The sequence below is a fragment of the Actinomycetospora aeridis genome (assembly GCF_037400275.1).
Classification (GTDB): Bacteria; Actinomycetota; Actinomycetes; order Mycobacteriales; family Pseudonocardiaceae; genus Actinomycetospora; species Actinomycetospora aeridis.
The window spans coordinates 161,883-187,957 of sequence record NZ_JBBEGL010000006.1 but is presented as its reverse complement, the minus strand read 5'-3'; the positions used below and the strand labels follow the sequence as shown (position 1 = coordinate 187,957).

General features: G+C 73.8%; 29 protein-coding genes and 1 pseudogene. 14 read left to right on the top strand and 16 right to left on the bottom strand.

Features of this window, described 5'->3' with window-relative positions:
• Positions 1–414 carry a MarR family winged helix-turn-helix transcriptional regulator gene (locus WCD41_RS22145; protein WP_337716474.1) on the bottom strand — a complete coding sequence of 138 codons (414 nt, stop codon included), beginning with the start codon at positions 412–414 and terminating at the stop codon, positions 1–3.
• Between the two features lie 82 nt (positions 415–496).
• Between WCD41_RS22145 and WCD41_RS22140 the strand changes: the two genes are divergently transcribed.
• Positions 497–2,272: an ABC transporter ATP-binding protein gene (locus WCD41_RS22140; RefSeq protein ID WP_337716472.1), complete on the top strand. Its 1,776-nt coding sequence runs from the start codon at positions 497–499 to the stop codon at positions 2,270–2,272.
• Positions 2,273–2,343: 71 nt separating this feature from the next.
• Here the strand turns inward: WCD41_RS22140 and WCD41_RS22135 are convergent, their stop codons facing one another.
• From WCD41_RS22135 to WCD41_RS22120, 4 genes are all read right to left on the bottom strand, one after another.
• The gene (locus WCD41_RS22135) at positions 2,344–2,526 is read right to left on the bottom strand and encodes a hypothetical protein (RefSeq protein WP_337716470.1); all 183 of its coding nucleotides are present in this window, start codon (positions 2,524–2,526) and stop codon (positions 2,344–2,346) included.
• Positions 2,527–2,679: 153 nt separating this feature from the next.
• Positions 2,680–3,282 (bottom strand): TetR-like C-terminal domain-containing protein, encoded by a 603-nt coding sequence (locus WCD41_RS22130; RefSeq protein WP_337716468.1) that lies wholly within the window; start codon positions 3,280–3,282, stop codon positions 2,680–2,682.
• A gap of 5 nt (positions 3,283–3,287) precedes the next feature.
• Positions 3,288–4,178, bottom strand: coding sequence for an SDR family oxidoreductase (locus WCD41_RS22125; RefSeq protein ID WP_337716466.1), 891 nt, complete (start codon positions 4,176–4,178; stop codon positions 3,288–3,290).
• Positions 4,179–4,191: 13 nt separating this feature from the next.
• Positions 4,192–4,947: an SDR family oxidoreductase gene (locus WCD41_RS22120; protein WP_337716464.1), complete on the bottom strand. Its 756-nt coding sequence runs from the start codon at positions 4,945–4,947 to the stop codon at positions 4,192–4,194.
• A gap of 150 nt (positions 4,948–5,097) precedes the next feature.
• Between WCD41_RS22120 and WCD41_RS22115 the strand changes: the two are divergent.
• Positions 5,098–6,603: pseudogene (locus tag WCD41_RS22115) on the top strand (MDR family MFS transporter); the annotation flags it as partial.
• Positions 6,604–6,615: 12 nt separating this feature from the next.
• Positions 6,616–6,882, top strand: coding sequence for a carboxypeptidase-like regulatory domain-containing protein (locus tag WCD41_RS22110; RefSeq protein WP_373695180.1), 267 nt, complete (start codon positions 6,616–6,618; stop codon positions 6,880–6,882).
• Here the strand turns inward: WCD41_RS22110 and WCD41_RS22105 are convergent.
• Positions 6,869–7,420 (bottom strand): YbaK/EbsC family protein, encoded by a 552-nt coding sequence (locus WCD41_RS22105; protein ID WP_337716463.1) that lies wholly within the window; start codon positions 7,418–7,420, stop codon positions 6,869–6,871. The two genes, WCD41_RS22110 and WCD41_RS22105, sit on opposite strands and share 14 nt — an antisense overlap.
• 18 nt (positions 7,421–7,438) lie before the next feature.
• A complete protein-coding gene (locus WCD41_RS22100; protein WP_337716461.1) occupies positions 7,439–7,744 on the bottom strand; it encodes an NIPSNAP family protein in 306 nt (101 codons plus the stop codon).
• An 85-nt stretch (positions 7,745–7,829) separates the two neighbouring features.
• On the opposite strand from WCD41_RS22100, the gene WCD41_RS22095 reads away from it, so the two are divergent.
• Entirely contained in the window at positions 7,830–8,213 is a 384-nt protein-coding gene (locus tag WCD41_RS22095) for a winged helix DNA-binding protein (RefSeq protein WP_337716459.1), read from the top strand.
• A 177-nt stretch (positions 8,214–8,390) separates the two neighbouring features.
• Here the strand turns inward: WCD41_RS22095 and WCD41_RS22090 are convergent, their stop codons facing one another.
• Both WCD41_RS22090 and WCD41_RS22085 read right to left on the bottom strand, forming a co-directional pair.
• Positions 8,391–8,669: a hypothetical protein gene (locus WCD41_RS22090; protein WP_337716457.1), complete on the bottom strand. Its 279-nt coding sequence runs from the start codon at positions 8,667–8,669 to the stop codon at positions 8,391–8,393.
• A 12-nt stretch (positions 8,670–8,681) separates the two neighbouring features.
• Positions 8,682–10,343 carry a sodium:solute symporter family protein gene (locus tag WCD41_RS22085; protein ID WP_337716455.1) on the bottom strand — a complete coding sequence of 554 codons (1,662 nt, stop codon included), beginning with the start codon at positions 10,341–10,343 and terminating at the stop codon, positions 8,682–8,684.
• 93 nt (positions 10,344–10,436) lie between these two features.
• Between WCD41_RS22085 and WCD41_RS22080 the strand changes: the two genes are divergently transcribed.
• The 5 genes from WCD41_RS22080 to WCD41_RS22060 are packed head-to-tail and all read left to right on the top strand — an operon-like array spanning position 10,437 to position 14,022.
• Complete coding sequence (locus WCD41_RS22080) at positions 10,437–10,559, top strand: hypothetical protein (RefSeq protein WP_337716453.1); 123 nt, start codon at positions 10,437–10,439, stop codon at positions 10,557–10,559.
• Positions 10,556–11,542 carry a galactose-1-phosphate uridylyltransferase gene (gene galT / locus WCD41_RS22075; protein WP_337716451.1) on the top strand — a complete coding sequence of 329 codons (987 nt, stop codon included), beginning with the start codon at positions 10,556–10,558 and terminating at the stop codon, positions 11,540–11,542. Before WCD41_RS22080 ends, galT begins: the two co-directional genes overlap by 4 nt.
• On the top strand, positions 11,539–12,744 hold the full coding sequence (gene galK, locus WCD41_RS22070; RefSeq protein ID WP_337716449.1) for a galactokinase: 1,206 nt from the start codon (positions 11,539–11,541) through the stop codon (positions 12,742–12,744). Before galT ends, galK begins: the two co-directional genes overlap by 4 nt.
• Positions 12,745–12,754: 10 nt before the next feature.
• Positions 12,755–13,753 carry a LacI family DNA-binding transcriptional regulator gene (locus WCD41_RS22065; protein WP_337716447.1) on the top strand — a complete coding sequence of 333 codons (999 nt, stop codon included), beginning with the start codon at positions 12,755–12,757 and terminating at the stop codon, positions 13,751–13,753.
• Between the two features lie 17 nt (positions 13,754–13,770).
• Positions 13,771–14,022, top strand: a complete 252-nt coding sequence (locus WCD41_RS22060; RefSeq protein ID WP_337716444.1) for a CDGSH iron-sulfur domain-containing protein — start codon at positions 13,771–13,773, stop codon at positions 14,020–14,022.
• Here the strand turns inward: WCD41_RS22060 and WCD41_RS22055 are convergent.
• Positions 13,962–14,948 carry an iron-containing redox enzyme family protein gene (locus WCD41_RS22055; RefSeq protein ID WP_337716441.1) on the bottom strand — a complete coding sequence of 329 codons (987 nt, stop codon included), beginning with the start codon at positions 14,946–14,948 and terminating at the stop codon, positions 13,962–13,964. The two genes, WCD41_RS22060 and WCD41_RS22055, sit on opposite strands and share 61 nt — an antisense overlap.
• 219 nt (positions 14,949–15,167) lie before the next feature.
• Between WCD41_RS22055 and WCD41_RS22050 the strand changes: the two genes are divergently transcribed.
• Positions 15,168–15,917, top strand: a complete 750-nt coding sequence (locus WCD41_RS22050) for a HemK2/MTQ2 family protein methyltransferase (protein ID WP_337716439.1) — start codon at positions 15,168–15,170, stop codon at positions 15,915–15,917.
• Positions 15,918–15,928: 11 nt separating this feature from the next.
• Positions 15,929–16,858: a DUF389 domain-containing protein gene (locus tag WCD41_RS22045; RefSeq protein ID WP_337716437.1), complete on the top strand. Its 930-nt coding sequence runs from the start codon at positions 15,929–15,931 to the stop codon at positions 16,856–16,858.
• Between the two features lie 4 nt (positions 16,859–16,862).
• On the opposite strand, the gene WCD41_RS22040 is transcribed toward WCD41_RS22045, so the two are convergent.
• Positions 16,863–17,561, bottom strand: a complete 699-nt coding sequence (locus tag WCD41_RS22040; RefSeq protein WP_337716435.1) for a DUF4383 domain-containing protein — start codon at positions 17,559–17,561, stop codon at positions 16,863–16,865.
• Between the two features lie 215 nt (positions 17,562–17,776).
• Here WCD41_RS22040 and WCD41_RS22035 point away from each other — a divergent pair, with 215 nt between their 5' ends.
• Positions 17,777–18,745: a ferritin-like domain-containing protein gene (locus tag WCD41_RS22035; RefSeq protein WP_337716433.1), complete on the top strand. Its 969-nt coding sequence runs from the start codon at positions 17,777–17,779 to the stop codon at positions 18,743–18,745.
• A gap of 87 nt (positions 18,746–18,832) precedes the next feature.
• Positions 18,833–19,453: a DUF8453 domain-containing protein gene (locus WCD41_RS22030; RefSeq protein WP_337716431.1), complete on the top strand. Its 621-nt coding sequence runs from the start codon at positions 18,833–18,835 to the stop codon at positions 19,451–19,453.
• Between the two features lie 23 nt (positions 19,454–19,476).
• Here the strand turns inward: WCD41_RS22030 and WCD41_RS22025 are convergent, their stop codons facing one another.
• The 5 genes from WCD41_RS22025 to WCD41_RS22005 all read right to left on the bottom strand — a co-directional run bounded on the left by WCD41_RS22025 (position 19,477) and on the right by WCD41_RS22005 (position 25,286).
• Complete coding sequence (locus WCD41_RS22025; protein ID WP_337716429.1) at positions 19,477–19,896, bottom strand: hypothetical protein; 420 nt, start codon at positions 19,894–19,896, stop codon at positions 19,477–19,479.
• Positions 19,893–20,132, bottom strand: a complete 240-nt coding sequence (locus WCD41_RS22020) for a hypothetical protein (protein WP_337716427.1) — start codon at positions 20,130–20,132, stop codon at positions 19,893–19,895. The genes WCD41_RS22025 and WCD41_RS22020 overlap by 4 nt, the downstream gene beginning before the upstream one ends.
• A gap of 127 nt (positions 20,133–20,259) precedes the next feature.
• Complete coding sequence (locus WCD41_RS22015) at positions 20,260–21,441, bottom strand: 2Fe-2S iron-sulfur cluster-binding protein (RefSeq protein ID WP_337716424.1); 1,182 nt, start codon at positions 21,439–21,441, stop codon at positions 20,260–20,262.
• Positions 21,438–23,339 (bottom strand): NAD(P)H-dependent oxidoreductase subunit E, encoded by a 1,902-nt coding sequence (locus WCD41_RS22010; RefSeq protein WP_337716422.1) that lies wholly within the window; start codon positions 23,337–23,339, stop codon positions 21,438–21,440. The genes WCD41_RS22015 and WCD41_RS22010 overlap by 4 nt, the downstream gene beginning before the upstream one ends.
• A 3-nt stretch (positions 23,340–23,342) precedes the next feature.
• Positions 23,343–25,286 (bottom strand): molybdopterin oxidoreductase family protein, encoded by a 1,944-nt coding sequence (locus WCD41_RS22005; RefSeq protein ID WP_337716420.1) that lies wholly within the window; start codon positions 25,284–25,286, stop codon positions 23,343–23,345.
• A gap of 228 nt (positions 25,287–25,514) precedes the next feature.
• Here WCD41_RS22005 and WCD41_RS22000 point away from each other — a divergent pair, with 228 nt between their 5' ends.
• Positions 25,515–26,027 carry a hypothetical protein gene (locus WCD41_RS22000; protein WP_337716418.1) on the top strand — a complete coding sequence of 171 codons (513 nt, stop codon included), beginning with the start codon at positions 25,515–25,517 and terminating at the stop codon, positions 26,025–26,027.
• Positions 26,028–26,075 lie beyond the last annotated feature (48 nt).

Sequence of the window (26,075 nt, the reverse complement as noted above, 5' to 3'; positions counted from 1 at the left end):
TCACTCCTCGACGAGGCGGCGCAGCAGGCGCCCGAGCTCGGTGCGCTCGTCCTCGTCGAGGGCGGCGAACACCCGGTCGGCCTCCGCCGCCCGCGTGGCCCGCACCGCCGCGCCGAGCTCGGCGCCGGCGTCGGTGGCGACCACCTGGGTCGCGCGGCGGTCGCCCGGGTCGGGTCGGCGCTCGACGAGGCCGCGCCCGGCGAGGGCGTCGACGACCTCGGTCGCCGAGCGCGGGGCGATGCGCAGGTGCTCGGCCAGCTCTCCGGAGCGCGTCGGTCCGTGGCGCAGCAGCACCTCGAGGGCGCGCAGCTGCGAGAGCGAGACGCCCCACGGGGCCAGGGCCTCGCGCGACTGGTGACGCAGCCGCCGCGCGACCGTCCAGAACGCGTCGGCCAGCGAGCCGTCCTCCTCCACGGGGAATACCGTAGGGCGCTTGCTGTTGTAGCCTCATGTTGAGGATACCTCAGCAAATCGACCGCTCCCCGGGAGGCGCCCCTTGCCCCGCCCCACTCCACCCTCTCCCGAGACGCGCGCGCTCGAGGCCGAGCAGGCCCGCCACGTCTCCCTGCGGCGCATCGCGCGCCTGTTCCGGCCGCACCGCGGCCCGCTCGCGGTGGTCATCGCCGTCATCGTCGCGTCGTCGATCGTCGGGATGGCCTCCCCGTTCCTGCTGCGCGCCGTCATCGACGACGCGCTCCCGCACCGCGACCTGCGCCTGCTCGCCCTGCTGGCCGCCGGCATGATCGGCGTCGCCGCCGTCACCGCCGTGCTCGGCGTCGTGCAGACCTGGATCTCCACCGGCGTCGGTCAGCGCGTCATGCACCGGCTGCGCACCGACGTCTTCGCCCACCTCCAGCGCCAGTCGCTGGGCTTCTTCACGCGCACCCGCACCGGCGAGGTGCAGTCGCGCATCACCAACGACATCGGCGGCATGCAGACCGTCGTGACCTCCACGGCCACCTCGATCGCCGCCAACCTCACCACCGTCGTCGCGACCGCCGTGGCCATGGTCGCCCTGTCCTGGCAGCTCTCGCTCGTCACCCTCGTCGTGCTGCCGCCCGCCGTGCTGATCAGCCGCCGGGTCGCGCGCATGCGCCGCGAGCTGACCGCGCAGCGCCAGAGCGAGCTCGCCGACCTCAACGTCACCATCGAGGAGGGCCTCTCGGTCGACGCCGCCGCGCTGCACCGCACGCTCGGCACCGGCCCCGCCCTCGTCGATCGGTTCACCGCCTCCTCGGCGCGCCTCACCGACCTCGAGCTCCGTTCCCAGCTCGCCGGACGCTGGCGGATGGCCACCATGGGGGTCGTCTTCGCCGCGATCCCGGCGCTGATCTACGTCGGCGCGGGGCTGCCCTGGACCGTCGGCCAGCTCTCCATCGGCACGCTCGTCGCCTTCACCTCGCTGCAGGCCGGGGTGTTCCGGCCGCTGTCCGGCCTGCTCGACGTCGGCGTCCAGGTCGCCAGCTCGCTGGCCCTGTTCTCGCGGATCTTCGAGTACCAGGACCTCACGGTCGACATCGCCGACCCCGCCGAGCCCGTCGAGCTGGGCGAGCTCCGCGGCGACGTGCGCATCGAAGACGTCACGTTCACCCACCCCGGCGGCGACCGCCCCGCCCTCGACGGCGTCGACCTCGCCGTCCCCGCCGGCACCACGCTGGCGCTGGTGGGGGAGACCGGGTCGGGCAAGACCACGCTGGGCGCGCTCGTGGCCCGCCTCCACGACCCCGACGCCGGCCGGATCACGATCGACGGCGTCGACCTGCGCGACATGCGCCTCGCCGACCTCGCGGGCGTCGTCGGCGTCGTCAGCCAGGAGACCTACCTGCTGCACACCACGGTCCGCGAGAACCTGCGGGCGGCCAAGCCCGACGCGACCGACGCCGAGATCGAGGCGGCCGCCCGGGCCGCGCGGATCCACGACGTCGTCGCGGCGCTGCCCGAGGGCTACGACACGATGGTCGGCGCCCGCGGCCACCGGTTCTCCGGCGGCGAGAAGCAGCGCATCGCCATCGCTCGCACGCTCCTGCGCGACCCGCGCGTCCTCATCCTCGACGAGGCCACCAGCGCACTGGACACCGAGACCGAGCGTGCCGTGCAGCTCGCGCTCGACGACCTCGCGCGGCACCGCACCACGCTGACGATCGCCCACCGCCTCTCGACGGTGCGCCACGCCGACCGGATCGCGGTGCTCGACCACGGCCGTGTCGTCGAGAGCGGCAGCCACGCCGAGCTCGTCGACCGCGAGGGCCGCTACGCGGCGCTCGCCGCCTGATCGCCCGGTCCCCGGACACGCGACGGCCCGCCCCGAACGGGTCGGAGCGGGCCGGTCGGTGACGGCTGGTCTCAGCGCAGGGAGCGGTCGATCCAGCGGGCGTCGACGCCGTTGCGGTGCTGCTCGATGCGCCGCAGGCGGGTGCGCGCCTGGTGGGTGAGGCCGTCGAGGCGGTCGAGGATCTGGCGCAGCTCGGCGATCTCGGTGTCGAGGGCGCTGTCGGCCTCGGACTGCGGGGTGGTGCTAGCAGTCAAAGCGAACCTTCTTCGGGTCGCGGGTGGTTCGGTACGGCGCCGCCGGACCCGTCCCGTCCGAGGAGTTCGGGATCGATCCAGTGACGCTGCGTCCGATGCTACGCCTGGGTCAACGAGTGATGTCACCGGGCTCGCCGCCGAGCCCCGATCGGGTCACCGGCGACGTGCGATCCCGTGCACCAGCTGGTCGACCAGCGTGCCGGCGAACTTCTCGGTGAGCGGCTGGTCGGGGATGAGCAGCCGGTGGTAGCAGGCACCCCAGAGCTGGTCGACCACGGCCTCGGCGTCCACGTCGTCGCGGACCTGGCCGCGCTCGCACGCCCGGCCCACCGCAGCGACGGCCAGCGCGCGCCGCGGTGCCGAGTAGTTCTCGCGGTACGCCGCGGCCAGCTCCGGGTCGGTCTGGGCGGAGCCGATGAGCTCCGCGATCACCCGCCCCGCCGGCGTCTCCGTCATCAACCGCACGAACGCCCGCACCTGCTCGGTGAGGTCGGCGGCGATGTCCCCGGTGTCGGGGAACGCGAGCGTGCTCTCGACGGTGCGGAAGTACGCCTCGAGGGCGAGCGCGCCGCGCGACGGCCACCACTTGTGCAGCGTGGTCCGGCTCGCACCCGAGATCGCGGAGACCCGTTCGAAGGTGAACCCGGCCATGCCCTCGGCGAGCAGCAGGTCCCCGGCGGCGGCGAGGACCTCGCTGCGGACCTCGTCGGCCGGGCGTCGCCCCCGCCCGCGCCGCCGGGTCTGCTCCTCGGTCACCGTCGTCACGCTAGCGGCCGCGCGTGCAGCAGGTCGTCGAGCCCGATGCGCCGGTAGAACTCGGTGCGGACGCGGTCGCCGACGGCGTTGACGACCTCCGCGCCGTCGTCGGCGGGGTCGACGTGCACCCGGAACGGGCGCGCCCCGGCCGGGGTGTCGACCACCCGGACGATCGCCCGCGCGACCTCCTCGGGGTCGGCGTCCGCGGGCGCGAGCTCGGCGAGGCGCGTGCCGACCTGGTCCATCAGCCCGCCGTAGCGCTCCTCGTAGGCGGCGGCCACGGCGTCGTCGGCCGCGTGGCCGGCGTGCGCGAAGTGGTTGGTGCCGCTGGTGAACGCGCCCGGCACGACGATCGAGGTGTCGATCCCGAACCGCGCGAGCTCGGCGGCGTAGCTGACCGCGAGCGCGTCCATGCCCGCCTTGGCCGCGAAGTACGGCGCGAGGTGGGGCGGGGTGCCGCCGCGGGTGCTCGTCGACCCGACCCACAGCACCAGCCCGTGCCCCTGGGCGCGCAGGTGCGGCAGGGCGGCGCGGTTGAGGCGCTGGGTGGAGACGACGTTGGTGTCGTAGACGCTCGCGAGCTGCTCGGGCGTGAAGGCCTCGGTGGGGCCCAGCACCATGTGCCCGGCGTTGTGGACGACGACGTCGAGCCGGCCGGCCTCGTCGACGATCCGCGCGACGGCGGTGTCGACGGAGGTCTGGTCGGCGACGTCGAGCTCGACGGTGCGCAGGTCGACCCCGTGCTCGGTGGCGAAGGCGCGGGCGTCGGCGACCGCCGGGGCGTTGCGACCCGCGGTGTCGCGGACGCCGGCGTAGACGGTGTGCCCGGCCCGCGCCAGCGCGCGGGCAGCCATGGCGCCGAAGCCGGACGAGGCGCCGCTGATGACGATGATCATGATCGTGCCCCTCTCAGGCGAGCCCGCCGTTGGCGAAGAGGGTCTGGCCGTTGACCCACCGGGCCGGACCGGCGAGGAACGCGACGGCCTCGGCGATGTCCGCGGGCTGCCCGAGGCGCTCGAGCGGCGGCGCGGCCGCCAGCCCCGCGACCTGCTCCTCGCTCTTGCCGTCGAGGAACAGCGGCGTGGCGGTCGGCCCGGGCGCGACGGCGTTGACGGTGACGTCGCGGCCGCGCATCTCGCGGGCGAGCACCGGCACGAGGGCCTCGACGGCGCCCTTGCTGGCGACGTAGCCGCCGTAGGTCGGGAAGGACAGGCGCGTCACCGACGTCGAGAAGGCGATGATCGCCCCGCCGGCGCGGACCCGGCGGGCGGCCTGCTGGGCGACGACGACGGTGCCGCGGATGTTGGTGCGGTGCATGCGGTCGAGGTCGTCGAGGTCGAGCTCGGCGATCGGGGCGAGGGTCATGATCCCGGCGGTGTGGACGACGACGTCGATCCCGCCGAAGGCCTCCTCCACGGCGTCGAACGCGGCCGCCATCTCGTCGGGGTCCGCGACGTCGCCGCCGACGGCGATCGCGCGCCCCGGGTGGGTGGGCGACGCCGCGGACTGGATCGCCGCGACGACCTCCTCGGCGCGGGCCTTGTTGCCCGCGTAGTGCACGCCGACCGCCGTGCCGTCGGCGGCGAGACGCTCGGCCACCGCCCGGCCGATGCCACCGGACCCTCCGGTGACGAGTGCTGCGCGGACGTTCTCGGTGGTGCTCATCGTGCCCTCCGGGTGATCGATGTGAACGCTGTGCCCATATCGAACCATGAAAAGAACGTTGTGTCCATATCGCTGCGTGTTCCCCGCGGGGTGGAGATCGACGTCTCAGCGGGATGTCCGGTTCGCCTGGGTAACTTGGCACTGAGTGACATGAAAGCTGTGACAGGAAAGTTCGCCGACAGGGGAGGACCCGTGACCGACACCGCCGCGCCCGCGAGCGCCGCGCCCGACCACGAGGCCGAGCGGCAGGCCCCGTCACGGAGCGGTCTCCTGCTGGCGGTCCTCGTCGGCTCGGCGTTCGTCATGATCCTCAACGAGACGATCCTGTCGGTCGCGCTGCGGGACCTGACCGTCGACCTCGGCGTCTCGACCACCACCGTCCAGTGGCTGACCAGCGGGTTCCTGCTGACGATGGCAGTGGTCATCCCGACCACCGGCTTCCTGCTCGAGCGCTTCACGCCGCGCACGATCTTCCTGGTGTCGCTGAGCCTGTTCAGCCTCGGCACGCTCGTCAGCGCCCTCGCGCCGGGCTTCGCCGTACTGCTCGTCGGCCGCATCATCCAGGCCGCCGGCACCGCGGTGATGGTCCCGATGCTGATGACGACGGTGATGCGCCTCGTCCCGCCGGAACGGCGCGGCGCGACGATGGGCACGATCACGATCGTCATCGCCGTCGCGCCCGCGGTCGGGCCGACGATCGGCGGCGCCGTCCTCGAGTACCTCGGCTGGCGGTGGATGTTCTGGCTGGTCCTGCCGCTGTCGGTGGCCGCGCTGCTCGTCGGCGCCCGGTGGATGCACCTGCCGACGGCGACCCGCCGCGTGCCGCTCGACGTGCTCTCGGTGCTGCTGTCCGCGGTCGGCTTCGCCGGCCTGCTCTACGGGCTGTCGTCGATCGGGGAGTCCGGCGGCGGCGAGCACCCGGTGCCGCCGTGGGTGCCGATCGTCGTCGGCGTCGCGGGGCTGGTCGTGTTCGTCTGGCGGCAGCTGCGCCTGCAGCGCCGCGACCGCGCCCTGCTCGACCTGCGGCCGTTCACGCAGCGCGCGTTCTCGGTCGCGATCCTGCTGTCCGTCCCGTTGTTCATGAGCCTCATCGGCGCCGCCGCGGTCCTGCTGCCGCTGTACCTGCAGACGGTGCTGGGCACGACGACGTTCGTCAGCGGGCTCGCGGTGCTGCCCGGCGGGCTCGTCCTCGGTGCGCTCGGGCGTCCGGTCGGCGCGCTCTTCGACCGGTACGGCGCGCGGCCGCTGGTGATCCCCGGCGCGGTGGCGATGGCGACCTCGCTGTGGCTGTTCGCCTCGCTCGGCGCGGGATCGTCGATCGCCGCGGTGATCGGGATCCACGTCCTGCTCATGGCCGGTCTCGGCCTGATGATGACGCCGCTGATGACCGAGGCGCTGGGCAGCCTCCCGGACAAGCTGTACTCCCACGGCAGCGCGATCCTCTCGACGTTGCAGCAGGTCGCCGGCGCGCTCGGGACCGCGGTCTTCGTCACCGTCGCCGCGCTCGGCGCCGCCAACCCGGCCGGCACGCCCGACGCCGCCGGCATCCGCTCGGCGTTCGTGGTCGCGGGCTGCCTCGGCGTCCTCGCCCTGGTGGCCTCGCTGTTCGTGCGCAGGAGCTCGGCCTCGTCGGCCCCGTCGTCAGCGTCGTCGTCGGCACCCGAGCCGGTGGCCGAGCCCGTCGACGGCCGGCCGGTCGTCGCGGGGACCGTCGAGGGCCCGGCCGAGGCCGTGGTGACGCTGGTCGACACCGACGGCCGTCAGCACGGGCGCGCGGGCACCACGGATGGCCGCTACCGCCTCCCGGTGCCCGCGGCCGGCACGTGGCTGGTGATCGTCAGCGCTCCCGGGCACGCGCCCCAGGCCCGGCGGGTCGAGGTGCGCGGCGGCGACGACCGCGCCCACGACCTGCGCCTGACCCTCACCGCTCGCTGACGCCCGGGGGTCCGTCAGCCTGGCGGCCACGCTGACGTTGGACGTCAGAAAAGCCGCCAGCTCGATCCGCGGCGACCTCGAGCAGCGTGCCGCTCGTGAGCGCGACGAGCTCGGCGGCGGTCGTCGGGAACATCGAGTGCTCGTCGCCCGCGCCCGCCCAGACCGTCGGGTAGGCGGTGAGCGCGACGTCGACGAGACACGGCAGCGTGGCCGGGTGGCCGACCGGCGCCACGCCGCCGACGCGCTGGCCGGTCGCGCGCTCGACGGTGTCGGGGTCGGCGCGCCTGACCCGGCGCTTGGCGACCTCCAGGTGCGCGGCCACGCGGCCGGGATCGACGCGGTGCGCGCCCGAGGCCAGCACGAGCACGACGCCGTCGCCGGCGGTGAAGACGAGGCTGTTGGCGATGGCGCCGACCGCGCAGCCCAGCTGCTCGGCGGCCGCCGCGGCCGAGGGGACCGCGGTCGCGAAGGTCCGGATCTCGCGCGGCGTCCCGGCGTCCTCGAGCGCGCGCCGGACCGCCTCCCTGCCCGTGGTCACGAGCGGGCAGGGTAGCGATCAGGGCAGGAGGGGGCGCATGAACGTGCGGTCGTACCGCAGGACGCACCCGCTCTCGTCGCGGATGCGGTCGGCCTCGACGAACTCGGGATCGTCGCCGAAGCGGGCGCGGTAGGTCTCGTAGTCGGCGAGGCTCGGGAAGCTGAACAGGGCGAGCGCGGCGTCGCTGGCGCCCTCGGCGGGCAGGAAGTAACCGTGGTGGACGCCGCCGTGCCGGGCGACGAGCTCCATCCAGCGGGTGGCGAAGCGCTCGAAGTCGGCGGTCTTCGCCGGGTCGATGACGTAGTGCACGACGCAGGTGATCACGGTGGGGCAGTACCCCGCGGGGGCGAACCCGCTCGGCCCGACGGAGGAGTGTCAGGAGGGTGGGTCGTCGGCAACCCTGCAGGTCATGACCACGACGGCTCCCCGCCGCGCCTCGGTACCGCGCGCCCGCATCCGCGACCGCGGCCAGGTCGACGCGCTCGTCCTCGCCGCCCTGGCCGACGCCCCGCTGCGGCAGGAGGAGGTCGCGGACACCCTGCGCCGGCGGGTCGGCGACACGCTCGACGTCCCGTACTCCCGGATCGTGCCGACCCTGCACCGCCTCGCCCGCAACCGGCTCGTCGTCCGCTCGAGCCGCGATCCCCGCCGCTACCGGCTCACCGAGGTCGGCACCCGCTCCCTGACGGCCCGCCGGCGCGCCGCCGACGCCTTCGCGTCCGGGCTGCACGGCCTCGCCGACGGTGGCGAGGAGGGCTCGGATTCTGAACGAAGGGCACCTTCGCGCGGATAGACGGGCGAGGGGCGCCCCTCGCCAGGACGTCGTGTGCCGGCGCGCACCGCTCCGTCCGCGCATCTCCGGCGCGGCCCGGGAAGCCGGCTCTCCGCCCGCGAGGAGCACGTTCCGCATGATCGACATGCTCCTGGGCCTGCGGAACGTGCCTCTCGCGCCCGCGTCGGAAGGATCGACTCACGCCGGGGGACCCGCGAGCTCCTCCTCGTCGACCTCGATCCCCAGCGGCCGCAGCGACGCCCACGCCAGGAACGCGACCGCGACGACGACCAGCACGATCCCGGTCCACAGGTTCACCGCGAAGCCCGCGGCCTGGGCGAGCTCCTCCGTGCCGTCGAGGAGTCCGCGGATCACCAGCACGACGCCGTAGAACCCGAGCAGGCCCCCGATCACGTAACGGACGTCGAACAGCCGCGCCATCCGGCTCGTGACGGCGGGACCACCTTCAGTGCTCATCTCGGGACTCCCTCAGGCGAACAGGATGTTGAGGACGACGGTCAGGGCCAGCGCGATCCCGCCCAGCAGGACCGGGCGCCGCCACCACACGGCCTCGCGCGGTTGCTTCAACGTCGGCACGACGCCGTCGGCCCCGGCGACGCCGTAGACAATCCCGGCGAGCTGCGACCGGGCCGGGGCGCGGCCGGACAGGGACACCAGCACGGTGACCACCGCGTCGACGACGAACGCCGCGCCGGCCTGGTAGAAGGTCACCTCGATATCGGAGCCGAAGGTCAGCACCCCGGCCTTGGACAGCACGAACACCGCCGTGCCGGCGACGACACCGGAGAGCAGGCCCCAGAAGCCGCCCCAGCCGGTGGTCCGCTTCCAGAACATGCCGAGGATGAACGTCGCGAAGATCGGCGCGTTGAAGATGCCGAACAGCGACTGCAGGTAGGTCATGATGTTGTTGAAGCCGGCGGCGAGGAACGCGGTGCCCACCGCGATGAGCACTCCGCCCGCGGTGACGGCCCGGCCCATCGTCAGGTAGTAGGCGTCGGAGCGACCGCGGGCGAGGTAGGGCTGCACGAGGTCGTAGGTGACGACGGTGTTCAGCGAGCTCACGTTGGCCGCGACGCCGGCCATGAACGACGCGAACAGGCCGGTGACCGCCACCCCGAGGATGCCCTGCGGCAGCAGCTGGCCCATGAGCGCGGGGATGGCGTCGTTGTACTCGAGGCCGCCGGTGTCGTCGTTGCCGAAGTTCGGGATGGCGACGAGCGCGACGAGCCCGGGGATGATGGTGACGGCCGGGATGAAGATCTTCGGGAACGCGGCGATGAGTGGGGTGCGCTGCGACGCCGAGCGGTCCTTGGCCGAGAGCGCGCGCTGGATCTCGGCAAAGTTCGTCGTCCAGTAGCCGAAGGACAGCACGAAGCCGAGGCCCAGCACGATCCCGATCCAGCTGGCGCCGATGGGATTGCTGACGTCGCCGACGCCGGTGCCCTGCCACGCGTGCAGGCCGTCGGGTCCGAGCGCCGACGCCTCGACCCGGGTGGCCAGCTCACCGAACCCGCCGACCGAGCGCACCGCGACGATCGCCAACGGGATCAGCCCGGCGAGGATGATGAAGAACTGCAGGACCTCGCCGTAGATCGCGCTGCCGAGGCCGCCGGCTCCGATGTAGATCAGGACGACCGCGGCGGAGGCGAGGATGCCGGCCCACAGCGGCCAGCCGAGCAGCGCCTGGAGCACGATCGCCAGGGCGTAGAGGTTGACCCCGGCGATGAGCACGCTGGCCACCGCGAAGACCACGGCGTTGAGCACGTGGGTCTGGTTGTTGTAGCGCAGCTTGAGGAATTCGGGGACCGAGCGGACCTTCGAGCGGTAGTAGAAGGGCATCATCACGATGCCGAGGAAGACCATCGCCGGGATGGCGCCGATCCAGTAGTAGTGCACGGTCGCGACGCCGTACTGGGCGCCGTTGGCCGCCATGCCGATGATCTCGGTGGCGCCGAGGTTCGCCGCGACGAACGCCAGGCCGGTCACCCACGCCGGGAGCGACCGCCCGGCCAGCAGGAAGTCGGCGCTGGTGCCGACGGCGCGCCGGGCGACGACGCCGATCCCCAGGACGACCACGAAGTAGACCGCCAGCAGCGTGTAGTCCAGCCATCCCAAGTCGAGCCGCAGCATCGCGTCTCCCTGTCGCATCCGGGCCGTGAACGTTAACGTGATGGTTCACGAGATTGATACCGGCGTGAGGTCGACGTCAAGGGGGAGGCGTAGTTGGACGAGCACGCAGCGTCGACCAGGGACGAGGACGCGGCCGTCCGGGAGGAGACGGAACAGCTCGCCGACGGGAGGACCATCCGGTTCTTCTCCTGGGCGCCCGAGGGGGAGGACGCGTGAGCGAGCGCCGCTACGACCCCACCCACGACGAGTGGGTCACCTTCGCGACCCACCGTCAGGACCGGACCTACAAGCCGGCCGCCGCGGCCTGCCCGCTCTGCCCGACGCGTCCTGGCGGCCCCGAGACCGAGGTCCCCCGCGAGCACTTCGACATCGCGGTCTTCGACAACCGCTTCCCGTCGCTGTCGACGCGGCCTCCCGCACCCGACGTCGCCGGCACCGACCTCGTCCCGGTCGAGCCCGCCTACGGCCACTGCGAGGTCGTCGTGTTCACCGACGACCACGACGCGACCCTCGCCGACGTCGGTGTCGCCCGCGTGCACCTGCTCGTCGAGACCTGGGCGCGTCGGGTCGCCGACCTCGGCGCCGACCCCCGCGTGCGCTACGTGATGCCGTTCGAGAACAAGGGCGAGGCGGTGGGCGTCACGCTCCACCACCCGCACGGCCAGATCTACGCCTACCCGGACGTGCCCCCGCGCCCGGCGCGCGAGCTCGCCGCCGGACGCCGCCACCACGCCGCGACCGGGCGCTGCGTGTTCTGCGACGTCGTCGCGGCGGAGGCGGGCGGTCCCCGCGAGGTCGTCGCCGGAGACCACTTCGTCGCCGGGGTGCCGCCGTGGGCGCGCTTCCCCTACGAGGTCGACGTCTGGGCGCGCGAGCACGTGCCGTCGCTGCCCGAGACCAGCGCCGCAGCGCGAGCCGACCTCGCGCGCGTGCTGGCCCGGGTGCTCGCCGGCTACGACCGGTACTTCGGCTTCAGCACCTCCTACCTGATGGGCGTCCACGCCGCCCCGACCGACGGTGGCGACCGCGACGTGTCGCACCTGCACCTGGAGATCTGCCCGCCGCACCGCGGCGCTGGCAAGATCAAGTACCTGGCGGGCTCGGAGACGTTCGGCGGGGCGTTCCTCACCGACGTGGCCCCCGAGCTGGCGGCACAGCGTCTCCGCCAGGCGTGTGCGGACGTGGAGGTGCCGGCGTGAACGAGCGGGCGGATTTCCTGACGTCCGACGACAGCGTGGCCGCCACGCTGACGACCCCGGGCGTCGCGCAGGCGTTCCGCGACGCCGTCGGGCACGACCCCGAGGGCGTGTTCGCGGCGCCGGGTCGCGTGAACCTCATCGGCGAGCACACCGACCACAACGAGGGGCACGTGCTGCCCTTCGCCATCGACCGGCACTGCCGCGTGGCGGCCGGGCGCCGGACGGACGACGTGGTGACGGTCCGCTCGGCCCAGGAGCCCGGCGAGACCGTGACGACGACGCTCGACGCCCTGCACCGCGCGACCGGCTGGTCGGCCTACGCGCTCGGCACCGTGTGGGCGCTGCGCGAGGCCGGGCTGCCGGGCGAGGACGGCTGGGACCTCGTCGTCGCCGGCGACGTCCCGCTGGGCTCGGGGCTGTCGTCGTCGGCGGCGCTGGAGTGCGCGGTCGCCCTGGCCGTCGCCGACCTGACGGGCAGCGACCTCGACCGCCACACCCTCGCCCGGGCGGGCCGCCGCGCCGAGAACGACGTCGTCGGCGCGCCGGTCGGGATCATGGACCAGGCCGCCTCGCTGCTGTGCCGCGACGGTGCCGCGCTGCTGCTCGACTGCCGCACCCTGGAGGGGCAGGACGTGCTGCTCGGGCTCGACGAGGTCGGGCTCGTCACGCTCGTCGTCGATACCCGCGTACGTCACGACCTCGCCGACGGCGGGTACGCCGACCGGCGCGCCGCGTGCGTGGCGGCCGCGGAGGCGCTCGGGGTGCCGGCGCTGCGCGACGCGACGCCGGACGCGCTCGACCGGCTCGACGGGACGCTGCGGCGACGGGCCCGGCACGTCGTCACCGAAGAGGCGCGCGTCCACCGGGTGGTCGAGCACCTGCGCGCCGGGCGGCCCCACGAGGTGGGCCCGGAGCTGACCGCGTCGCACGCCTCGCTGCGCGACGACTTCGAGGTCTCGGTGCCCGCGCTCGACGCCGTCGTCGACACCGCGCTCGAGCACGGCGCGCTCGGCGCCCGGCTCGTCGGCGGGGGCTTCGGCGGCAGCGCGCTGGTGCTCGCCCCCGCGGACGCGGCACCAGAGATCGGCGAGGCCGTCGTGCGCCGGGCGGCCGACGACGGCCACCCCGAGCCGGTGATCCGCGAGGTGCACCCCGCCGGCGGCGCGCGTCGCGAGGCGTGGGCCCCGGGCGGACGGCACTAGGCTCGCCGTGATGGAGGTCGAGCCGTCGGTCCGGGTCACGATCGACGACGTGGCGCGCGCCGCGGGCGTCTCCCGCCAGACCGTGTCCCGGGCGATGAACGGCAAGGGCGAGATCAGCGCGTCCACCCGGCGCCGGGTGCTCGCGACGATCGAGGAGCTCGACTACCGGCCCAGCGTGTTCGCCCGCGGCATGCGCACCCAGCGTGCGGGGACGCTCGGGCTGATTCTCTCCGACATCGCCAACCCCTTCTTCCCCGCCGTGGCGCGCGGGGTGTTCGACGCCGCCGCGGCGCACGGGTTCTCGGTGGTCGTGCACAACACCGACGCCCACGCCGGGCGGGAGGCCGCGGCCACGCGGGAGATCCTCGACGGGGGCGCCGAGGGCGTCATCGGCTTCTTCGAGGCCCTCGGCGACGACGAGCTCGTCGCGCTGCACCGGCGCCTGCCCCTGGTCGTCGCCGACCGCCGGGCGCCCGCCCCCGACGTGGCGAGCGTGTCGTCGGACTTCGCCACCGGCACCCGCCTGGCCGTCGAGCACCTGCTCGCGCAGGGCCACCGGCACCTCGGGATGCTCGACGGCGCCGTCGGCGTCGACCACGTCCGTCGCCACGCCTTCGCCGCGGCCGCACCCGGCGCACCGATCGTCACCGGCCCGCCGACGCTCACCGGCGGCACCGCGGCCGCCGTCCAGCTGCTCCGCGAGCACCCGGACGTGACCGCGCTCTTCGCCTTCAACGACCTCATGGCGGTCGGCGCCGTCCGCGCGCTGCGCGAGCAGGGACGGCAGGTGCCCGGGGACTGCGCGGTCGTCGGGTACGACGACCTCACCCTCGCCGCCGACCTCGACCCGCCGCTGACCACCGTGCACACCGACAAGTACGAGCTCGGGAGCACGCTGGTCGAGGCGCTCGACGGCGTCATCCGCGCCCGGCGCGCCGGCGACGGCGCCGCGGCGGGACCGGAACACCGGCTCCTGCCCGCGACGCTCGTGGTGCGCCGCTCGGGGTGAGTGGGTAGACCGCCGCCATGGCACCCACCCGCGTGACGATGACCGAGGGCGGTCCCTTCCTCGTCGAGGGGCCCGTCGAGCTCGAGCTCCCCGACGGGACCACGGTGACCAGCGAGCGCCCGGTCGTGGCGCTGTGCGCGTGCCGGCGGACCAAGCGCTACCCGTTCTGCGACACCAGCCACCGGCGCAAGGAGCGCCCGGCGCGCCCTCAGGCGGGCGAGAGGGTGAGCAGCGACGACTCCCCGGCCGACCAGGCCGCCACGAGCTGATCGGCGAGCCGGTCCTCGAGCAGCGTCGAGGCCTGGATGCCGAGGACGACGTCGGCGGCGAGCTCCGGCTCGCGCTCCAGCAGCCCGGCGATGAGCTCGCGCCGCACCAGCTGCTCGTGCACGGCGTCGGCCTCGACGTGCTCGGCGTAGAACGCGGTGACCTCGGGCGGCAGCCCCAGACGCTCGATGGCGGTGACCAGGCGCGCCGCCCCGGGCGGTGAGGTGATCTCGATGAGCGCGAACTGGCCCACCGACGCCCCGCGCCAGCGCCGGTGCAGCCCGAACAGCGACATGATGTTGACCGTCGCCAGCGTCGCCGCCGGGGCGACGTCCAGGTAGGCGCCGTAGGCGGTGTCGAGACCGAGGCCGGCCATCATCTCGTTGTAGATCCGCGCGTGGACGCGCTCGGCCCGTCCGGCGCCGTACTCGTCGTGCTCGACGGTCATGAGCGACGCCTTGGCGCGCCCCTGGACACCGTCGAGGCGCGGGATCACCCAGGCCTGCGGGTCGGCCTCCTTGAGGTGGTAGATCGAGCGGTGCGCGACGTACTCGTCGAGCTGCCAGCGCTCGCCGTCGCGGGCGAGGAGCCACGACGGCCCCGTGCCCTCGGTCGGCTCGACGAGCAGCGCGTCGACGGCGGCCTCGACGTCGTCGCCGCCCTCGACCCGGGCGCGCACCGCGCCGAGGAAGAGCTCCTCGAGGTGCCCGCGCAGGCGCAGCAGGTCCGGGTCCCACTCCAGGTCGTCGGCGACGCCGTCGAACGAGCGGTAGTGCAGCTCGTAGCAGCAGTAGAGCGCGAGCTGGAGGTCGTCGCCCAGCGGATCCCCGTCGGGCCGGTGCGGCATGTCGGCCGCGGCGCGGCGCCCGGCGAGGACGTCGAGCACGGCGGTCGAGATCGGGCCGCGGGCGTGGGGCAGGACGGGCACGGATCGCTCCTCGCTGGATGGGGGCGGGGACGGGGCAAGCCGTCGTGGTACCCGATCGGGTCGCCCGATCCGGCCGGTCCCGCACGTGAGATCCGTGACCCCTCCCGGCGGGCTCGTGGACGGCGGCGGGCGGGTAACGCCTGCTGCTGGGTCGACGCCGAGGTCGAGCACAGCGCCCGCGACCCGTCTCGTCACCACCGAGCCGAGCCGAGGAGCCGCATGACGACCGTCGCGCCGGAGCCACAGGACCAGAGCACCACCCCGGGCACGAGCCCCGACATCCGCCCGCACCACCGCGTGTTCCGGGTCCCCGGCGTCTATCCCGTGCAGCGGGACACCTGGCTGCTCGCCGACGTGCTGCGCGACGAGCTGACCGACCACGGGTGCGGCGCCGAGAGGCCGTGCCGCGTCCTCGAGCTGGGCGCCGGCGCCGGCGCGCTGTCGGTGGTCGCCGCCGGGGTGCCGTGCACCGAGGTCACCGCGGTCGACCTGTCCCGGCGGGCGCTGCTCTCGACCCGGATCAACGCCGCGCGCCACGGTCGCCGGGTCCGCACGCGCCGCGGCGACCTCACCGCGCCGGTGGCGGGGGAGCGGTTCGACGTCGTCGTGTCCAACCCGCCCTACGTCCCGGCCGCGACCGACGACCTGCCCGTCCACGGGATCGCCCGCGCCTTCGACGGCGGCCGCGACGGGCGCGCCGTCCTCGACCGGGTGTGCGACGAGGCCCCCGACGTCCTCGCCGACGGCGGTCGCCTGCTCGTCGTGCACTCCGCGTTCAACGACCCGGCCCGCACCGTGCGGCGCCTCGAGGCGCGCGGCCTGGCCGCCGAGGTCGTGGCGCGTCACGAGCACCCCTACGGACCGGTGCTCACCGCCCGCCGCGAGCTGCTCTGCCAGCGCGGTCTGGCGGCACCGGGCCAGGACACCGAGGAACTGGTCGTCGTGCGGGCCGTGCGGCCCGGCCGCTGAGGGGGGGCGCCGTGCACCACCAGATCGACGTCACCGTCCCGTCCGCCGCGGCCGACGACCTGGTGGGCAGGCTCGCCGCCCACGACGGTGTCCTCGCGCTGACCCATCAGCGGGACGGCTCGGTGAAGCCACCCGGCGACGTGCTGAGCCTGCACGTGCTCAACCGCTCCATCGACGACGTCCTCGCGAGCGTCGAGCACGCCCGGCAGTACGGGCCGATCACCGTCGCCACCGTGCGCACCGAGAGCGTCGTGGCCTCCGGGGTGCAGGACGCGATCGAGGACGACGCCGACGAGTCGCCGTGGGAGGAGTTCGAGCGCACCCTGCGCCACCACGGCCGCCTGAGCACGAACTACCTCGCCCTCATGGCCCTGGGCGGCGCGATCGCGGTTGCCGGCCTCGTGTCGCCCCCCGTGCCGCAGGCGCTCGCGCTGGCCGCGTCGGCGATCGTCGCACCGGCGTTCGAGCCGGTCGCCAAGCTGGCCGTCGCCGCGCTGCGCCGCGACCTCCACCGCATCCGGCGCGCCCTGGTGTCGGTGGTCGTCGGCTACCTGGTGCTGGCGGCCGCCGGGGGTGTCGCGTTCCTCGTCCTGCGCGCGCTGGGGATGGGCAGGCCGGAGATGCTCGCGAAGAGCGAGGGCGTGCACATGGTCGTCGACCCGACGGCCGCCGACTGGCTGGTCGGGGCCGGCGGGGCGCTCGCCGGGCTGGTCATCATCACCTCGTTCCGCGAGGCCGTCCTCGCGGGCGCCCTCATCGCCCTGGCGCTGGTGCCTGCGGCGGCGCTCGTCGGCATCGGCGTCGTCGGCGGGGACTGGACACTCGCCCTCGAAGGTCTCCAGCGCACCGCCGCCGACATGGGCCTCGTCGTGGTGCTCGGCGGTGCCGTGGTGCTGGTCAAGGACCGATGGCACCACGGACGCCGCCGTCCGCTCGCGTGAGGCCCTACCCGCGATCCGCGGGGTGCGGGTCGGTACGACCCTCGTTGACGCCCGAGTCGCGGCTCGGCTCGGGCTGCCCCGGCGTGGGCCCCTGCGGCGGGTCCTCCCCGGTCGACAGGACGCCGGGGTAGGGCAGCGACCCGGGCGGCGGCTCGATGATGCGCGCGCTGGAGATCATCACCGTGATGAAGCCGAGGATCGCCAGCACCCCGTGCAGGACGAGATCGGGGGTGTTCAGGGCCAGGAACGTGGCGGACCCGGTGTTCAGGCTGTAGGCCGCGCCGAACACGAACACCAGCAGGTAGACGATGGCCTGGCCGCCCGCGAAGAACCGCAGCCAGGTGCGCTTGCGCAGGCACACGGCGGCGACCACGGCGGTGGCCAGCAGCAGCACGCTGTGCGCGGGGTTCAGGCGCAGGGCCAGGACGGTGTCCTGCGTCTGCTCGGTGAACCCGCTGCCCCAGGTCATGATCAGCCCGGCCACCCCGACCACGGCGAGCACCACCGCCTCACCGGCGACGATCGCCGTGGCGATCCGGCCGAGCAGTCCCTCGTGCGGGACCGACGGGACCGGGTTGCCCTGCTCGTCGCGGCCGGGCGGGGCGTACGGACCCGCACCGTGGCCCTCCTGGTCGTGCTGTCGAGGTGTGCCCTCGGTGTCGGGGTTGGGTGGCTCCCCGTGGCGGTGGGTCGGCTGCGTCATGGCGACGGGGATGCCCGATCCGGGGCGGTCGGGGAACCGCCGACGGCGACGTCGCAGCGCACGGATCGATCCGGACGCGACACGAATAGTCGGCGCCTACCCATGGGTAGCCATTGCGTGACCGGCCGAGAGGCCGCACTCCGACGGTGGGCGTGTCGAGCCCCGGCACGCCGCGAATGCCGCAAGACGTCTCCGACTCGATGACGAGGAGAAGTGTGAGCACCCAGGCCCACATGATCGCCCAGCTGCGTTCGATGCTGCAGCTGACCCAGACCGAGGCGCAGGTCGCGCGCATCCGGATCGCCCAGGCGCGGACCGAGGCGGTCCGCAAGGAGCTGACCGAGAACGCGCAGAACGCCGAGCGCCGCACGCAGGAGATCACCCGCGAGCTGCAGCGCCTCGGCGGTGTCGCCGACATCGTCTCGCCGCTGGTGGGGCGCGTCGGCGCCGTCGTGAAGGGCACCGTCGAGCAGGCGGGCCCCGTGGACGAGGCGCTGCTCGGCGACCTGACGCTCGAGCACCAGCTGCGTGACCGCGCCGTCTACCTGCGTGGCCTCGCCGAGGCGGCCAAGGACAACGGCGTGCGCAAGCTCGCCGACCGCCTCGAGCAGGCCCACAGCGCCACCATCGAGTGGCTGACCACCGTGCTGGCGGAGCACGCCCTCGGCGGCCCGCCCGCGCTGCAGCCGACCCCGGTGCAGATGGTCGTCGGCGGCGCCACCCGCGCCGTGCGGCTGCCCGTGAACTTCGCCCGCGAGCAGGTCAGCCGGTTCGCGGCCCGCCTGCAGCAGCGTGGTGACCAGGTGCGCGAGGTCGTCACCGACACCGCCGGGCGCGCCGCCCGGTTGGGCGAGGATGCCCGCGACGTGGTGCTGACCGGGCGCAACGCCGCGCTCGACCGCGCCGAGCAGGTCAGCCGTCGCGAAGGCGCGACCGACGCCGCGCAGGTCCTGCACGAGGCCCGCACGCGCCTCGGCGCCCTGCACGCCTCCGAGCTGCCGATCCGTGACTACGACGCGCTCGGCGTGAGCGACGTCGTCGCGAAGGTCAAGCAGCTCGACGAGGTCGAGGACCTCAACAAGGTCATCGTCTACGAAGAGGCGAACAAGAACCGCTCCGGTGTCGTCTCCGCGGCCCAGACGCGCCACGCCGCGCTGGCCCAGGAGGTCGTCGGCATCCGCTGAGCGGACCGTCCCCTCGTCCCGCGGGTCGCCCGGTGCGCCGGTCGGCCCGCGGACGTGTGTCGTGAGCAGTGTCGCCAGGGAGGCACCGTGCCCGCGCTCCAGGTGATCACGAGCGTCGCGCAGACGCTCTCGCCCGTGCTGTACGCCGCCTTCATCGTGGTCATCTGGTTCCAGCTCCGGGCCGCCCGTGAGTCGGTGCGTGAGGTGCGCCAGGAGTTCCTCGCCGGCGGGCGCCCCGTCGTCGCGGTCCACGACGAGTTCGACCACGCCACCCGGGCGCTCAGCCTCGCCGTCGAGAACGTCGGCCAGGGGCCGGCCAAGAACATCAGCTTCGTGTTCTCGCGACCGATCGAGAGTTCCGACGGCGTCGAGATCTCCGGTCTCCCGGTGTTCACCATCGGGCTGACGTCGCTCTCGCCGGGCGCCCGCATCACGTGCTTCTGGGACGACCTCGACGACCAGATGGCCTTCCTGCGCACGAACGGCCTCGACGGCGAGGACTTCCAGGTCTCCGTGGAGTACACCGACCTGCCCGGCGCCCGGTACTGGAACAGCTGGGACATCCAGCCCGCCATCTACGAGGGTCTGCGTGCCCCGGCCCGGCCGGCGCAGCACGCGCACGACCAGGCCGGCGAGGTCACCGAGACGACGAGTGGGGACACGGCCCGGGCCACCGCCCCGGCCGCTGCGGCCGCCGAGGGCACGTGAGCGGGCGCGCCCCGGCCGGTGCGTCAGCCGCTGACCGCGCCCACGATCCCCGCGATGATCAGCACGATGGCGAGCACGAGGATCGCCACGGGCGAGAGCACCGCCACCAGGATCAGCAGCAGCCCGAGAAGGATCTTCGTGGTGGTGCTCATGGCCGAGACCGCGCCCGTGATGGCGGCCCAGACGGGGTTCTTGCCCTGCATCTTCGCCAGCCCCGCGCGCACCATCGCGGTCATCCCGATGCCGCCGGGGTTCTGCGCGAAGTCCTGCAGCCGGTCGGCGAGCTCGTCGACCTTGTCGACGGCCGCCGCGGCGAGCCGGTCGATCAGGGCGACCGCGATCCGTTCCAGGCGCTGCCCGGTGGTGGGGGCCGCCGGGGGCGTGGTCGTGGCCGCCGGGGCCGTCGGGGCCGTCGGGGCCGCCGCTGCGGTTGCTGCCGTCACGCCTGCTCCTGCGCCCGCCGCGCGAGCGCGAGACCGTCCCGCATGCCCTCGGCGTAGGACCGCGTCTCGCGCTCCTCGACCGACGGCTCACCGGCCGGCTCGCTCTCGATCAGCGTGGTCAGCACGGCCTCGACGTCCTCGATCCGCCCGGCCGCGACCAGCTGGTGCAGACCGTCCACCACCTCGTCGGTGCGGTCCTTCTTGTCTCTCTGCGACCTACCTGCCGACACAGCCACGATGACTCCCTACTCGGTGGTGCACAGCCCATCAGCCCGGTACCCGCCCGAGAAGGTCCGCCACGGGGTTGGCGACCCATGGCCCTGCGTGTTCGGCCGTTCGCTCTCGGTGAGAGGTCTGGTCGGCTCAGAAGTTCTGCACGTGCTGGAAACCGAAGCGCCCCTTGATGCACAGGTGCCCGTGGGTCACCGAGTGGTCGGCGGGGCTCGTCACGTTGACGATCTCGTTCTGCTGGACGTGGAGCTCGAGGTTGCACCCCACGCCGCAGAACGAGCAGATCGTCGTCGTGACGGTCTCCTCCTCGGGGTGCCAGTCGTCGGCCTCGCGCAGCTCGTGCTCGCGGACCGAGACCAGGGCACCGGTGGGGCAGACGCCGATGCAGTTGCCGCAGTAGACGCACGCCGACTCGGGCAGCGGGGCGTCGAACTCCGTGGCGATGCGGGCGTCGAACCCCCGCCCGGCCGCGGCGATCGCGAACGTGAACTGCGCGTCGGTGCCGCAGGCGTTGACGCACTTGTAGCACATGATGCAGCGCGAGTAGTCCCGCACGTAGAGGTCGTTGTCGACCTTGACGGGCTGCGCGACGGTGGCCGCCGTGGCCCCGTCCGGCGCGTGGTGGTGCCCCGGGTGGCGACGGTCGCGCTCGCCGGCCGCGGCCGGTGCGGCGGGGGGCCCGTAGCGGGCGGTGTCGACGCCGTAGTCGCCGATCCAGCGCTGGACGTCCGCGCTCGCCCGGTCCATGTCCACCGACGAGGTCAGCAGCTCGAGCACCATCCTGCGGCTGTGCCGCACCTTCTCGGTGTCGGTGCGGACCTCCATGCCGTCCTCGCACTTCCGCGCGCACGATGGCACGAGCGTGCGCGACCCCTCGACCTCGACGACGCAGACGCGACAGGCGTTGATCGGGTCCATGTTCGGCGCCCAGCACAGCGTCGGCGTGTCCGCCTGCTCCGGGGTGCCTTCCTCGTGCAGCGCCCCGAGGATCGTCGTGCCCTCGGGCACGCGCACCTCGCGCCCGTCGAGGCTCACCGTCACGCGGCGGCGGATCTGCCCGAGCATCACCGGGCCGGAGCCCAGGCGCTCCTCGGTGCGGCGTTCGGGCGCCACCGGGTCGATGACGGTGGGCCCGACCGGCGCGGGGACGTCGGTGTCGCCGTCGGTGCCCTCACCCGGCGGCGGACCGGTCTCCACCGGGGCCGTCGTCACGGCCGCCCCGCCCGACGCCTCGGTCGGCCCGTCCACCGGCTCGTCGGTGGGCGCGCTCGACCCGCCCCCCGGCCCGGCCGGTCCCTTGCCCGTCGTGGTCATGAGGTGGGCACCTTCCCATTGGGTGACCGGCCGGCGGGCCGGTCGAGCAGGCCCAGCTGCAGGGCCGAGGCGATCGCCGCGGGAGCGGTCTGGCCCAGGCCGCAGATCGAGGCGTCCCGCATGACGCGGGCCAGGTCGTCGAGCAGCGCGATCTCCGTCTCGCGCGAGCCGATCGGCGCGTCGCGCTCCAGGCGCGCCAGGGCCTCCTCCTGGCGCACGGTGCCGACGCGGCACGGCACGCACTGCCCGCACGACTCGTCGCGGAAGAACGCCGCGATCCGGCGCAGCGTGCCGGTGAGGTCGGCGTGGGAGTCGAACACGAGGACGACCCCGGACCCCAGCGTGGCCCCGATCTCGCGGGTGCCCTCGAGGGTGAGCGGCACGTCGAGGTCCGCGGGCATCACGAACCCGCCCGCGGCGCCGCCCAGCAGCACCGTGCGCAGGTCGCCCCGCAGGCCACCGGCGAGGTCGAGCAGCTCGCGCAGCGTCGCACCGAACTCGACCTCGTAGACCCCGGGCGTCCCGACCGCCCCGGCCACGCAGAAGAGCTTGGTGCCCGTGGAGCGCCCGCCGCCGATCTCGGCGAACGCCTGACCGCCGATGTCGAGGACGCCGAGCACGTTGTAGAGGGTCTCGACGTTGTTGATCGCCGTCGGCTTGCCGAACAGGCCGGCGACGCTCGGGAACGGGGGCTTGTTGCGCGGCTCGCCGCGGAAGCCCTCGATCGATTCGAGCAGCGCGGTCTCCTCGCCGCAGATGTAGGCCCCGGCGCCGCGGCGCAGCTCGATGTCGAAGGCGAAGCCCTCGCCCATGACGTCCTCGCCGAGGTACCCGCGGGCGCGGGCGGCCTCGATCGCGTGCTGCAGACGCCGGGTCGCGAGCGGGTACTCACCGCGGATGTAGAGGTAGCCGGTGCGGGAGCCGGTGACGTAGCCGGCGATCGTCATGGCCTCGATCAGCCCGAACGGGTCGTGCTCCATGAGCACGCGGTCCTTGAAGGTGCCGGGCTCGGACTCGTCGGCGTTGCACACCAGGTAGTGCGGCCGCTCGGGGGCGCCGGCGACGCCCTTCCACTTCACGCCGGTCGGGAACGCGGCACCGCCGCGCCCCATCAGCGAGGAGTCCTCGAGCTCGGTGATGACCCGCGTCGGGCCGAACTCGATCGCCCGCCGCAGGGCGCCGTACCCGCCGTGCGCGCGGTAGTCGTCGAGGCTCTCGGGGTCGACGACGCCGATGCGGCCCAGCAGGCGCAGGGGGCGCCCGCTCGGGAGCCGGGCGCCGGGGCCCGACTGCGGCACGCTGACCCGCGTGTCGGCGAAGACGGCGTCGGCGGTGTCCGCGGCCGCGGGATCGTCCGACCGCGCCGCCGCGACGACCGCGTCCGGCGTGGTCGGCGCCTGGCTCAGGTCCGGCTCGGCGGCGCGCTGGTGGAGCACCGCCGGAGCCCGCTCGCACAGGCCGAGGCAGGGGCTGCGCACCCAGCAGACCTGGTCGCCGGACCCCTCGGGACCGAGGTCGTCGGTGAGCGCGGTGATGATCTCCTCGCCGCCGTACGGGCCGCACGCCACGTCGTCACAGACGTGCACGACCCGCGGCGCGCGGGGCTCGACGGCGAACATCGCGTAGAAGGTCGCGACCCCGTAGATCTCCGCCGGCGGCACCGAGAGCGTCCGCGCGACGTGGTTGAGCGCGCCCTCGGAGATCCAGCCGACGGCGTCGTGCACCGCGTGCAGCACCGGCAGCAGGAGGTGCCGGCGGGCGCGGGCGTCGTGGCCCGCGTGGTGCGAGCGCGTCGGCCGGTCCTCCCGGCTCGACGGGCCCACGAGGACGCCGAACGCCGCGTCGATCGTCTCCTGCTCGAGCGTGGAGGGTTCGGCCTTCGAGAGGTGCAGATCCATCCGTCAGCTTCCTGCCACCGGCAGTGCGGGGGCGCGCTCGGACAATTTCTCGACTCGGACCGCCGTCGCCTTGAACTCCGAGGTCCCCGACTTGGGGTCCCAGGCGTCGTTGGTCAGCACGTTGACGTCCACCTCCTCGGTGAAGTGGGGCGTGAACGAGGCCAGCCCCGGGCGCAGTGACGGGTCGACGGCGATCGGCGCCTCGACGGCGCCGCGCCGCGAGACCACCCGGACCCGTTCGCCGTCGGCGATGCCGAGACGTTCGGCGTCCGTGGCGTCGATGCGCAACGACTCGCGGCGGCGCAGGGGGGAGGCGTAGCCCCCGGTCTGCACGCCGGAGTTGTAGGCGTCGAGCACCCGCACGGTGGTCAGGCGGATGGGGAACTCGGCGTCGAGGGCGTCGACGGGCGCGACGTGCTCCACCGGCGTGAACGGGGCCGGGCGGCCCCGCTCCTCGGCGGTGTCGGCCCAGAGCCGGGCGTGCATGAGCGGCGTGCCCGGGTGGTCGAGCGACGGGCAGGGCCACTGGATGCCGCCGAGCGCGTCGAGGCGCGCGTAGCTCATGCCGGCGTGCCAGTTCAGCGAGACCGAGCGCAGCTCGTCCCAGACCTCCTCGGCCGTCGGCTCGCCCCAGGCGTGCCCGAGCCGGTCGGCCAGGGCGCTGATGATGTGGGTGTCCGGACGCGCCCGGCCGGGGGGGTCGATCGCCTTGCGCACCCGCTGCACGCGCCGCTCGGAGTTGGTGACCGTGCCCTCGTACTCGCACCAGTCGGCCGTCGCCGGGAAGACGACGTCGGCGAGCTCGGCGGTGGCCGTGCGGAAGATGTCCTGCACGATCAGGCAGTCGAGTCCCTCGAGCATGTGTCGCGCGTGGGTGGCGTTGGCCTCGGACTCGGCCGGGTTCTCGCCGATGCAGTAGAGCGCGCGCAGCTCGCCGCGTTCCATGGCCTCGAACATCTGCGAGAGGTGCATGCCCGGCTCGGCCGAGAGCGTCACCGGGTGCTCGGGCGTCGACCAGGCCGTCTCGAAGCGGTGGCGGGCGTCGTCGTCGCCGAGGTCGTAACCGCCGGGCAGCTTGGCGGGGATCGAGCCCATGTCGCCGCCGCCCTGCACGTTGTTCTGCCCGCGCAGCGGCACCAGCCCCGAGCCGTACCGGCCGACGTGCCCGGTGAGCAGCGCCAGGTTGATCAGGGCGAACACGTAGTCCGCCGCGTTGTGGTGCTCGGTGATCCCGAGCGTCCAGCAGATCTGCGCGCGGTCGGCCCGCGCGTAGGCGTGCGCCAGCTCCTTGATCGACGCCGCGGGCACGCCGGTGATCTCCTCGGCGCGCTCGAGCGTGTAGGGCTCGACGGCCGCGACGTAGTCGTCGAAACCGGAGGTCGACCGGTCGACGAACGCGTGGTTCACCAGGCCCGCGTGGATGATCTCGCGCCCGATCGCGTTGGCCAGCGCGATGTCCGTGCCGACGTCGAGACCGAGCCACGAGTCGGCCCAGTGGGCGGTCGAGGTGTGGCGCGGGTCGACCGAGTACATGCGGGCGCCGTTGCGGAGCCCCTGCAGGACGTGGTGGAAGAAGATCGGGTGGGTCTCACGCGCGTTGGAGCCCCACAGCACGATCAGGTCGGCGTGTTCCGCCTCCACGTAGGCGGAGGTGCCGCCGCCGGCACCGAACACCGTCGTCAGACCGACGACACTGGGAGCGTGTCAAGTGCGGTTGCAGCTGTCGACGTTGTTGCTGCCCATCACCACCCGCGTGAACTTCTGCGCGGTGTAGTTCATCTCGTTGGTGGCCTTCGAGCAGCTGAACATGCCGAACGCGTCGGGCGACACGCCGCGTAGTCCGGCGGCGGCGCGCTCGAGCGCCTCGTCCCAGCTCGCCGGCCGGAGCTCGCCGTCCTCCCGGACGAGGGGCTCCGTCAGACGGACGTGGCGTGGCTTGCGTCGCATGTTCGCTGCTCCCAACTCGACGGGGTGTCGCCGTCCTCACCATCGTAAGTGCCGTTGGGAGGCGCGTCACACACGCATTTCGCGGAGGGAAACAAGGTTTCGCGCCGGTGTCCCGGCCGTCTGGAACGTCCCATCCGCTCGCCTGTTTGGGGGACGGGTCTGTCCGGGAAACGAGAGGCAGCCGACGGTGTGGCGCAGCGACGGCGCGGCACGGGACGAGGAGGAGCGATGGCGGGCAATCCGAGGGTCGAGCAGGTGGTCGAGCAGGTGCGCAGCCTGAACGAGCAGATCGTGAGCCGGGCCCGCGAGGGCGGTGAGGAGTCGCTGCGCGCCTACAAGGAGCTCCTCGAGAACGTCGCGCAGGCCGAGGAGGCGGCCGGGAACCGCACCGCCGAGTGGGTGCAGGCGTTCGCCCGCGCCCAGGCCCAGTTCACCCGGGAGCTGGCGCAGGCGTTCCCCGCGCTGCTGCAGCGTCTCGGCTCCGGCATCGGGGGCGCGGCCGGGGCCGCCGCCGACCGGGCCCGCGAGGTGCCCGGCGTCGCCACCGCCGAGGGGGAGGCCAAGGGCGCGGTCTCCGTGGAGGACGACCTGCCGATCAAGGACTACGACGACCTCAACGCGGCCGACGCGGTCAAGGCGCTCGACGGGCTCTCGACCACCGACCTCGGCAAGGTCGACGCCTACGAGCGGCGGACCAAGAACCGCAAGACGGTGCTCGACAGGATCGCGTCCCTGCGCTGACAAGGAGCGGCGGCGTCACGCACCCCGGCTGACGTCACACCCGGTGTC